Here is an 8,050-nt window from a genome sequence, read left to right as displayed (position 1 = left end):
CCAGCGGCCGGCGCGTCGGCGCCAGCACGCGGGCCACGGTGGGTTCGCTGAGCAGGCGGTCGAGCAGGTGTTCGCCGGTGAGGCCGGTGGCGCCGGCGAGCAGGATGTGCTGCGGGGTCAGGTACATGCAGTTGTCTCTTGTCCGTTACAGCTGAGCTTAGTCGTTGGCGTCGTTGCTGGCCACGGCGCTGAGGGCGCGTTCGGCCTGGCTCTGGCGCAGGCTGCGCCAGTGCTGGAGCACGCTGCGTGGGGCCCAGATCTGCGGTTCGGAGGGTTGATGGTCGTCGGCCTGTTCGCGTTCGGCGACGCGTTCCTTGGCCAGTTCGAAGGCACGTTCGAGGTTGTCGGTCTCCCCCAGGGCCTCGGCGAACAGGGCGCGGCCGAAGTAGGTGAATTCGTTCTCTTCGCTGCAGCCGAAGGATACCCGGTCGGCGCGCGCGGCGGTCATCACCAGGGTCTTGTCGTCCTTGAGCGGCGGGATGAAACCGCCGGAATAGCAGGCCGAGATCACCACCACCTTGTGGCGCTGCTTGAGCGGGGAGAGCAGCGCTGCCAGCTCGCTGGCGGGCAGGTCGGCCAGCTGCAGGCGCGGCTGGTCGAGGTTGAGCTCGTGCTCGCGCGAGCCGTGGCTGGTCAGGTAGATGAACACCAGGTCTTCCTCGCCGCTGCGCTCGGCCAGGGCCTGCACCGCGCGGCTGAGGTTCTCGCGGGTGGCCAGCGGGCGGTCGGCGAGGTGGTCGCGGTGGTTGATCAGGCTGATGCTGCCGTGGGCGCCGAAGCGCTCGCGCAGCAGGCGGCTGACGTAGTCGGCCTCGCGCATGAACACGCTCTGCTTGCCGTCGCCGGCCAGGGTCAGGGCGTACAGCTCGCGCGCGGGGGTGGAGGCGGGCAGTGCGGCGATGGCCTCGTCGAGCAGCCGGCCCTGCTGCAGCAGGCCCAGTTCCAGAGCATCCGGCAGGGCCTGGCCCTGTTCGTCGCGCACGCGCCGGCCGCGCTGCCAGGTGCCGGCCTGGCGGCTGCCGTCGGCCAGGGTCAGGGTGCCGTTGCCGGCATAGTCGCCGGCGACGAACTGGCCCTGGTAGTGGCTGCCGTCGGCCAGGGTCAGCAGGCCCTCGCCCTGGTAGCGCCACTCCTCGAACTGGCCGACATAGCGGCTGCCGTCGCTGCCGATGTACTCGCCCGGGCCGTCGAGCACGCCCGCGCTGAATTCGCCGCTCCAGACGTCGCCGGCCGCGCTCTGGTAGCGGCCCTTGCCGTGGAACTCGCTGTCCTTGAAGCCGCCGCTGTAGGTGTCGCCCTCGGCGTTGCTGAAGCTGCCCTGGCCATTGAGCTGGCCCTGGCTGAACACCCCGCTGAACTGGTTGCCGTAGGCGTCGCGGCGGACCCCCTGGCCTTCCGGCTGGCCGTTGACGAACTGGCCCTGGAAGCTGCTGCCGTCGGCCGTTTCGAGTTTGCCCAGGCCGTGGAAACGGTCGTCGGCGAATTCGCCCTGGTAGCGCTGGTCGCCCTGTTCCAGCAGGCCCTCGCCGGCAAAGCGGTTGCGCGCGAAACCGCCCTGGTAGCGGCTGCCGTCGCTGTAGGTGAGGGTGCCCTGGCCGTGGAACATGCCCTGGCGAAATTCCCCCAGGTAATGTTCGCCGCCCGGGCCCTGCCATTCGCCGGGGCCGTCGAGCTGGCCGTCCTTGAACTGGCCGACGAACCAGCTGCCGTTGCGGTAGTCCAGACGCCCCGGGCCCTGCAGCAGGCCGTCGACTATCTCGCCGCGGTACTGCGCGCCGTCGGGCAGCACGGCATCGGCCGGCAGCAGGCTGCGCGCCTCGTCGCAGCCGCCGAGCAGCAGGGTCAGGCAGAGGGGCAGTAGGCGCAGCGCAAGCGGCTTCATGGCAGACGTCCGGGTCGGGGCATTGCCGGCAGTATGCCGCAAGCGCGGGCGCTTGCGCTGCTGCGCCGCACGCTTGGGCGAAGGGCGGGGCGGAGCCCGCCGCGAGGGGTCAGACGAAGCAGAGGGTCAGCGGTTCGGCGATATAGGCCGGTTTCTCCTGGCCTTCGATCTCCAGCACGGCACGGGCCTTGAGCAGCCACTGGCCGGGGTTCTTCTCGTTGGCGTCGGTCAGGGTCACCGTCAGGCGCACCTTGGAATCGACCTTCACCGGCTGGATGAAGCGCACGCTGTCGAGGCCGTAATTCACCGCCATCTTCAGGCCCTGGGGCATGATCATGATGCCTTCCATCAGCATCGGCACCAGCGACAGCGACAGGAAACCGTGGGCGATGGTGGTGCCGAAGGGGGTCAGCTTGGCCTTTTCCGGGTCGACGTGGATGAACTGGTGGTCGCCGGTGCATTCGGCGAACTGGTTGATGCGCTGCTGGTCGATGGTCAGCCACTCGGACTTGCCGAGTTCCTTGCCAACATAGTCCTTGAGCTCTGCTACGGGTACGAACGGCATAGTTCCTCCTTGAGGACGCGGGTGTTGTTGTTTTTGCGTGGAACCCTTGCCGGCTAGATCATCACGAGGCCGGCACCGGGTCAAGCCTGGCTCGCCGCACTGAATGACGCGGCATAGGCGCGGCAGGCGAAGCAAGACAGGGGCCAGCGCGCGGCCATCGCGCCTATAATGGCCGGCATGTCCTTGAAGATGCCCGAATACCCCTGAGAACCCGTTGGCGATCTGCTGCGCGGCGGCTTTGCTGCGTTGGAGAGCGCAAACAGCTTCCGCCATTCGGCATCGCACCTTTCGGAGATTTTGCCCATGCTGCTTCGCGGCCTGTCCTGGCTGGTGTTGTGCCAGTTGCTCGGTACCGCCCTCAACGTCCTGCTGCTGCCCATGCTGCCCGGGCCGATCATCGGCATGCTGTTGCTGTTCGTCTTCCTCATGCTGCGCGGCGAGGTGGGCGAGCCGCTCAGCGTCGCCTCCAGCAGCCTGCTCAAGTACCTGCCGCTGATCCTGGTGCCGCCGGCGGTGGGGGTGATGGCCTATGCCGGCGACATCCTCGCCGACTTCTGGGCGGTGGTCGGCGCGCTGCTGCTGTCGCTGCTGCTGTCGGTGGCCTTCGCCGGCTGGCTGATGCAGAAACTGATCGAGCGCCAGCAGCGCCGGGAGCAGGCATGAGTCCGGACTGGCAGGGCGCCTGGCAGGCGCTGACCCACCACCCATTGTTCGGTATCGGCATCACCCTGGGCGCCTACCAGCTGGCCATCGCCGCCTACGAGCGCACCCGCTGGGTGTTCCTGCAGCCGGTGCTGGTGTCGATGCTGACGGTGATCGGCATCCTGCTGGTCTGCGGCCTGAGCTTCGCCGAGTACAGGAGCAGCGTCGCGGCCCTGACCCTGCTGCTCGGCCCGGCCACCGTGGCCCTGGCCGTGCCGCTGTACCTCAACCTGCGACGCATCCGCCAGCTGTTCTGGCCGATCGTGCTGACCCTGCTGCTCGCCGGCACCCTGGCCACGGTGCTGGGCGCCGGGCTGGCCTGGCTGTTCGGCGCCGAGCGGCTGATGCTGATGAGCATGGCGCCGAAATCGGTGACTTCGCCAATCGCCATGCTGGTGGCCGAACAGATCGGCGGAATCGCCGCGCTGGCGGCGGTGTTCGTGATGATCACCGGGGTCATCGGTGCCATCGTCGGGCCCTCGTTGCTGCGCCTGTGCGGGGTCCAGCATCCGGCGGCGCAGGGCATGGCGCTGGGCATCACCGCGCATGCGGTGGGCACGGCGCGGGCGTTGCAGGAAAGCGACGAGTGCGGCGCCTTCGCCGCCCTGGCCATGAGCCTGATGGGCGTGATCACCGCCGTGCTGTTGCCGCTGGCGATTGTTCTGCTGCTGTGAGGTGACGATGAATCTGCCGCTGTTTCCGCTCAACACCGTGCTGTTCCCCGGCTGCATGCTCGATCTGCAGATCTTCGAGGCGCGCTACCTGGACATGATCAGCCGCTGCATGAAGCAGGGCAGCGGTTTCGGCGTGGTCTGCATAGTCGAGGGCGAGGAGGTCGGCGAGGCCGCCAGCAGCTTTGCCGCCATCGGGTGCGAGGCGCTGGTGCGTGACTTCCAGCAGCGGCCCAACGGCCTGCTGGGGATTCGCGTCGAAGGTGGTCGGCGTTTCCGGGTGCGCAGTGCCCAGGTGTTGCCGGATCAGCTGACCATCGCCGAGGTGGACTGGCTGGATGAGGCCGCGGAATGCCCCCTGCTGGCCGAGCATGCCGACCTCGCCGCGCTGCTGGCGGCGCTGGCCGAACACCCGCTGGTGGCCTCGCTGGGCATGGGCGGCGTGGCCGTCGGCCAGGCGCAACTGGCCAACCAGCTGGCCTACCTGTTGCCGCTGGAGCCGGGGCAGAAGCTGCAGGTGCTGCAGCAGGACGACCCCGGCGCGCGCCTGGCCCAGCTGCAACTGCTGCTTGAGCAGTTGCAGGGCGAGTCCGGCGGCTGAGCAGCAGGCCGTGGAAAAACTACCTACGTTGCCATCGCGGCGTTAAAAACAGGCTCAAAATGCTCATTTACAGCTCGTAAACTCCGCTTTTTCGCCTGTTTTTGCCTTGCGCTGGCTGCCTCGCCTACGTTTTTTCAACGGCCTGCTAGGGCGTGCCCATCCCCGCCGCCTGCATGAATAGGCGCAGCAACCAGGACAGCGCGCCCAGGGCCAGCACGCTGGCGGCCCAGATCAATACCAGCCAGCCCAGGCGCTGCCACAGCGGTTTCTTCTCGGCATCGTGCATGGCGTGCCCTCAGTGGTAACCGTCTTCCTGGGTCACCTTGCCGCGGAACACGTAGTAGCTCCAGGCGGTGTACATCAGGATGAAGGGGATGATGAACAGCGCGCCGACCAGGATGAAACCCTGGCTCTGCGGCGGTGCGGCGGCTTCCCAGATGCTGATCGACGGCGGGATGACGTTGGGCCACAGGCTTATCCCCAAGCCGCTGTAGCCGAGGAAGATCAGCACCAGGGTGAGCAGGAAGGGCGAGTAGTGGGCGTTTTCCGCCACCGCCTTGAGCAGCGCCCAGGTGCAGACCAGCACCAGCACCGGCACCGGCATGAACCAGAACAGGTTCGGCAGGCTGAACCAGCGCTCGGCGATCTCCGGGTGTGCCAGCGGCGTCCACAGGCTGACGATGCCGGTCACCGCCAGCAGGACGAACACCAGCGGCCGCGCCAGATCGTGCATCTGCAACTGCAGGCGGCCTTCGGTCTTCATGATCAGCCAGGTGCAGCCGAGCAGCGCGTAGGCGGCGATCAGCGCCAGGCCGCAGAACAGCGAGAAGGGCGTCAGCCAGTCCAGGGCGCCGCCGGCATAGGTCCGCTCGACCACCTCGAAACCGTCGATATAGGCGCCCAGGGCCACGCCCTGGAAGAAGGTCGCGGTCAGCGAGCCGCCGATAAAGGCCTTGTCCCACAGGTGACGCTTGGCCGCCTTGGCCTTGAAGCGGAACTCGAAGGCCACGCCGCGGAAGATCAGCCCCAGCAGCATCAGGATCAGCGGCAGGTAGAGGGCGTCGAGCACCACCGCGTAGGCCAGCGGGAAGGCGCCGAACAGCGCCGCGCCGCCGAGCACCAGCCAGGTCTCGTTGCCGTCCCACACCGGCGCCACGGTGTTCATCATCACGTCGCGCTCGCCCTCGTCCCGGACGAAGGGGAAGAGGATGCCGATGCCCAGATCGAAGCCGTCCATCACCACGTACATCATCACGCCGAAGGCGATGATCACCGCCCAGATCAGCGAAAGATCGATACCCATGTTCAGGCCCTCCCGCCCGGCAGATCGGTTTCCGTGTCGTCGAAGTCCTCTTGCGCCGCCGACAGCGGCCGCGACGGCGTGCGCGGCTGGCCCGGGCCGCCCTGGGTGACTTCCTGGCCCTCGTCGATCCGCGGGCCCTTGCGCACCAGGCGCAGCATGTAGCCGATGCCGGCGCCGAACAGGGCGAAGTAGACCACCACGAACAGCGCCAGGGTCAGGCTCATCTGCGCGAAGCTGTGCCCGGACGAGGCATCGGCGGTGCGCATCAGGCCCTGGACGATCCACGGCTGACGGCCGATCTCGGTGGTGTACCAGCCGGCGAGGATGGCCAGGATGCCGGACGGGCCCATCCACACCGCCAGGTGCAGGAAGGGTCGCGAGGCGAACAGCCGGCCGCGGTAGCGCAGCCAGGTGCCCCAGAGGCCGACCAGGATCATCAGCAGGCCCATGGCGACCATCACCCGGAAGGTCCAGAACACTATGGTGGAGTTGGGCCTATCCTCGGGCGCGAATTCCTTCAGCGCCGGCACCTGCTTGTCCAGGCTGTGGGTCAGGATCAGGCTGCCCAGCGCGGGAATCTCGACCTTGAAGCGGGTTTCCTCGCGTTCCATGTCCGGCCAGCCGAACAGGATCAGCGGGGTCGGCTCGCCGCTGCTGTTGTCCCAGTGGCCTTCCATCGCGGCGATCTTGGCCGGCTGGTATTTCAGCGTGTTGAGGCCGTGCAGGTCGCCGATAAAGGCCTGCACCGGCGCCACCAGCAGCGCCATCCACACCGCCATCGACAGCATCTTGCGGATCGCCGGGTTGTCGCGCCCGCGCAGCAGGTGCCAGGCCGCCGAGGCGCCGACGAAGAAGGCGGTGGCGAGGAAGGCCGCCGTGGCCATGTGCGCCAGGCGATAGGGGAAGGAGGGGTTGAACACCACGGCGAACCAGTCCACCGGGATCACCCGGCCGTCGACTATCTCGAAGCCCTGCGGGGTGTGCATCCAGCTGTTGGAGGCGAGAATCCAGAAGGTGGAAATCAGCGTGCCGATCGCCACCATCAGCGTGGAGAAGAAGTGCAGGCCCGGGCCGACGCGGTTCCAGCCGAACAGCATGACGCCGAGGAAGCCCGCCTCGAGGAAGAAGGCGGTGAGCACCTCATAGGTCAGCAAGGGGCCGGTGACCGCCCCGGCGAAGTCGGAGAAGGCGCTCCAGTTGGTGCCGAACTGGTAGGCCATGACCAGGCCGGAGACCACGCCCATGCCGAAGTTGACCGCGAAGATCTTCGCCCAGAAGTGGTAGAGGTCGCGGTACACCGTCTCGCCGCTTCTCAGCCACAGACCTTCGAGCACGGCCAGGTAGCTGGCCAGACCGATGGTGATGGCGGGGAAGATGATGTGAAAGGAAATGGTGAAGGCAAACTGGATTCGGGCGAGATCGAGCGCCTCTAAACCGAACATGGCACATCCTCATACAGGTTATCTCGGACCCGGCACGGTCTGCCGGGCCACAGACTCCAGGCGTTGGAGTCACAGCAAGGCGCAATTGTTCTTGTCGAGCGAGGCGCAGCGGAGGTCGGGCCCAATGGCCCGCAGGCGCAAACCCACGAAGGTTGTATTGACCTGGATCAATCCACATCGAAAAGACTAGCGGGTCTGGGCGCGCTTGACGCTGTGGTGATTTGCCGCGCGGCAGGCCACCGCAGGCTGGGGTGTGGACGGTGCGCACGGCCCAGGCGGCCCCGCGACACCCTACAGGTGGGCGGCACGGCCGGGCCAAAAAACGCCGGGAGCATCCTTCACCGTCGCGCAGCGACGGCCCGCAGACTGGCCACCAGGAATGGCAGGCCAAAAAAATAGGCGGCCGCGCATCGCGCGGGCCGCCCCAATTCACGGAGTTGCTTACATCCTGTGAGCGCGATGACTTGCGCTCACCGACATTGGATTACTTTTCCAGGATCGCGGTCACACCCTGACCGCCGGCGGCGCAGATGGAGATCAGCCCGCGGCCCTGCCCGGCCGCCGCAAGCAGCTTGGCCAGGTTGGCGACGATGCGCCCGCCGGTGGCGGCGAAGGGGTGGCCGGCGGCGAGCGAGCTGCCCTTGACGTTCATCCGGCTGCGGTCGATGGCGCCCAGCGGCGCGTCCAGGCCCAGACGCTCACGGCAGTAGTCGGCGTCTTCCCAGGCCTTGAGGGTGCACAGCACCTGGGCGGCGAAGGCCTCGTGGATCTCGTAGTAGTCGAAGTCCTGCAGGCGCAGGCCGTTGCGCGCCAGCAGCCGCGGCACGGCGTAGACCGGTGCCATCAGCAGGCCCTCCTGGCCCCGGACGAAATCCACCGCCGCC

9 protein-coding genes and 2 pseudogenes are annotated in these 8,050 nt (G+C 67.5%); 3 read left to right on the top strand and 8 right to left on the bottom strand.

The window, feature by feature from the left end:
• The 4 genes and pseudogenes from N878_RS07625 to N878_RS28310 form a co-directional block, all read right to left on the bottom strand.
• Positions 1-127 (bottom strand): annotated as a pseudogene (locus N878_RS07625) (oxidoreductase); the annotation flags it as partial.
• Positions 128-157: 30 nt separating this feature from the next.
• Positions 158-1,882, bottom strand: a complete 1,725-nt coding sequence (locus N878_RS07620) for a C13 family peptidase (protein ID WP_021443074.1) — start codon at positions 1,880-1,882, stop codon at positions 158-160.
• 109 nt (positions 1,883-1,991) lie between these two features.
• The gene (locus N878_RS07615) at positions 1,992-2,447 is read right to left on the bottom strand and encodes a MaoC family dehydratase (RefSeq protein WP_003240173.1); all 456 of its coding nucleotides are present in this window, start codon (positions 2,445-2,447) and stop codon (positions 1,992-1,994) included.
• Between the two features lie 80 nt (positions 2,448-2,527).
• Complete coding sequence (locus N878_RS28310; RefSeq protein ID WP_156350859.1) at positions 2,528-2,752, bottom strand: hypothetical protein; 225 nt, start codon at positions 2,750-2,752, stop codon at positions 2,528-2,530.
• Here N878_RS28310 and N878_RS07610 point away from each other — a divergent pair.
• Genes N878_RS07610 through N878_RS07600 form a run of 3 tightly spaced genes read left to right on the top strand, consistent with a single transcriptional unit; the run spans position 2,751 to position 4,421 of the window.
• Positions 2,751-3,110, top strand: coding sequence for a CidA/LrgA family protein (locus tag N878_RS07610; protein WP_021443073.1), 360 nt, complete (start codon positions 2,751-2,753; stop codon positions 3,108-3,110). The genes N878_RS28310 and N878_RS07610 overlap by 2 nt on opposite strands.
• Complete coding sequence (locus N878_RS07605) at positions 3,107-3,823, top strand: LrgB family protein (RefSeq protein WP_021443072.1); 717 nt, start codon at positions 3,107-3,109, stop codon at positions 3,821-3,823. The genes N878_RS07610 and N878_RS07605 overlap by 4 nt, the downstream gene beginning before the upstream one ends.
• Positions 3,824-3,830: 7 nt before the next feature.
• A complete protein-coding gene (locus N878_RS07600; protein ID WP_021443071.1) occupies positions 3,831-4,421 on the top strand; it encodes an LON peptidase substrate-binding domain-containing protein in 591 nt (196 codons plus the stop codon).
• A gap of 145 nt (positions 4,422-4,566) precedes the next feature.
• Here the strand turns inward: N878_RS07600 and N878_RS07595 are convergent, their stop codons facing one another.
• From N878_RS07595 to N878_RS07580, 4 genes and pseudogenes are all read right to left on the bottom strand, one after another.
• Entirely contained in the window at positions 4,567-4,707 is a 141-nt protein-coding gene (locus tag N878_RS07595) for a DUF2474 domain-containing protein (RefSeq protein WP_021443070.1), read from the bottom strand.
• A 9-nt stretch (positions 4,708-4,716) separates the two neighbouring features.
• Positions 4,717-5,724 carry a cytochrome d ubiquinol oxidase subunit II gene (gene cydB, locus N878_RS07590; RefSeq protein WP_021443069.1) on the bottom strand — a complete coding sequence of 336 codons (1,008 nt, stop codon included), beginning with the start codon at positions 5,722-5,724 and terminating at the stop codon, positions 4,717-4,719.
• Between the two features lie 2 nt (positions 5,725-5,726).
• The gene (locus tag N878_RS07585; RefSeq protein WP_021443068.1) at positions 5,727-7,166 is read right to left on the bottom strand and encodes a cytochrome ubiquinol oxidase subunit I; all 1,440 of its coding nucleotides are present in this window, start codon (positions 7,164-7,166) and stop codon (positions 5,727-5,729) included.
• Between the two features lie 484 nt (positions 7,167-7,650).
• Positions 7,651-8,050, bottom strand: a pseudogene (locus N878_RS07580) (acetyl-CoA C-acyltransferase); the annotation flags it as partial.

Origin of the sequence: Pseudomonas sp. EGD-AK9, from assembly GCF_000465935.2 — a bacterium.
Classification (GTDB): domain Bacteria; phylum Pseudomonadota; class Gammaproteobacteria; order Pseudomonadales; family Pseudomonadaceae; genus Aquipseudomonas.
Note: the sequence above shows the minus strand (reverse complement) of the source record. Positions and strands in the feature narration are given on the sequence as shown.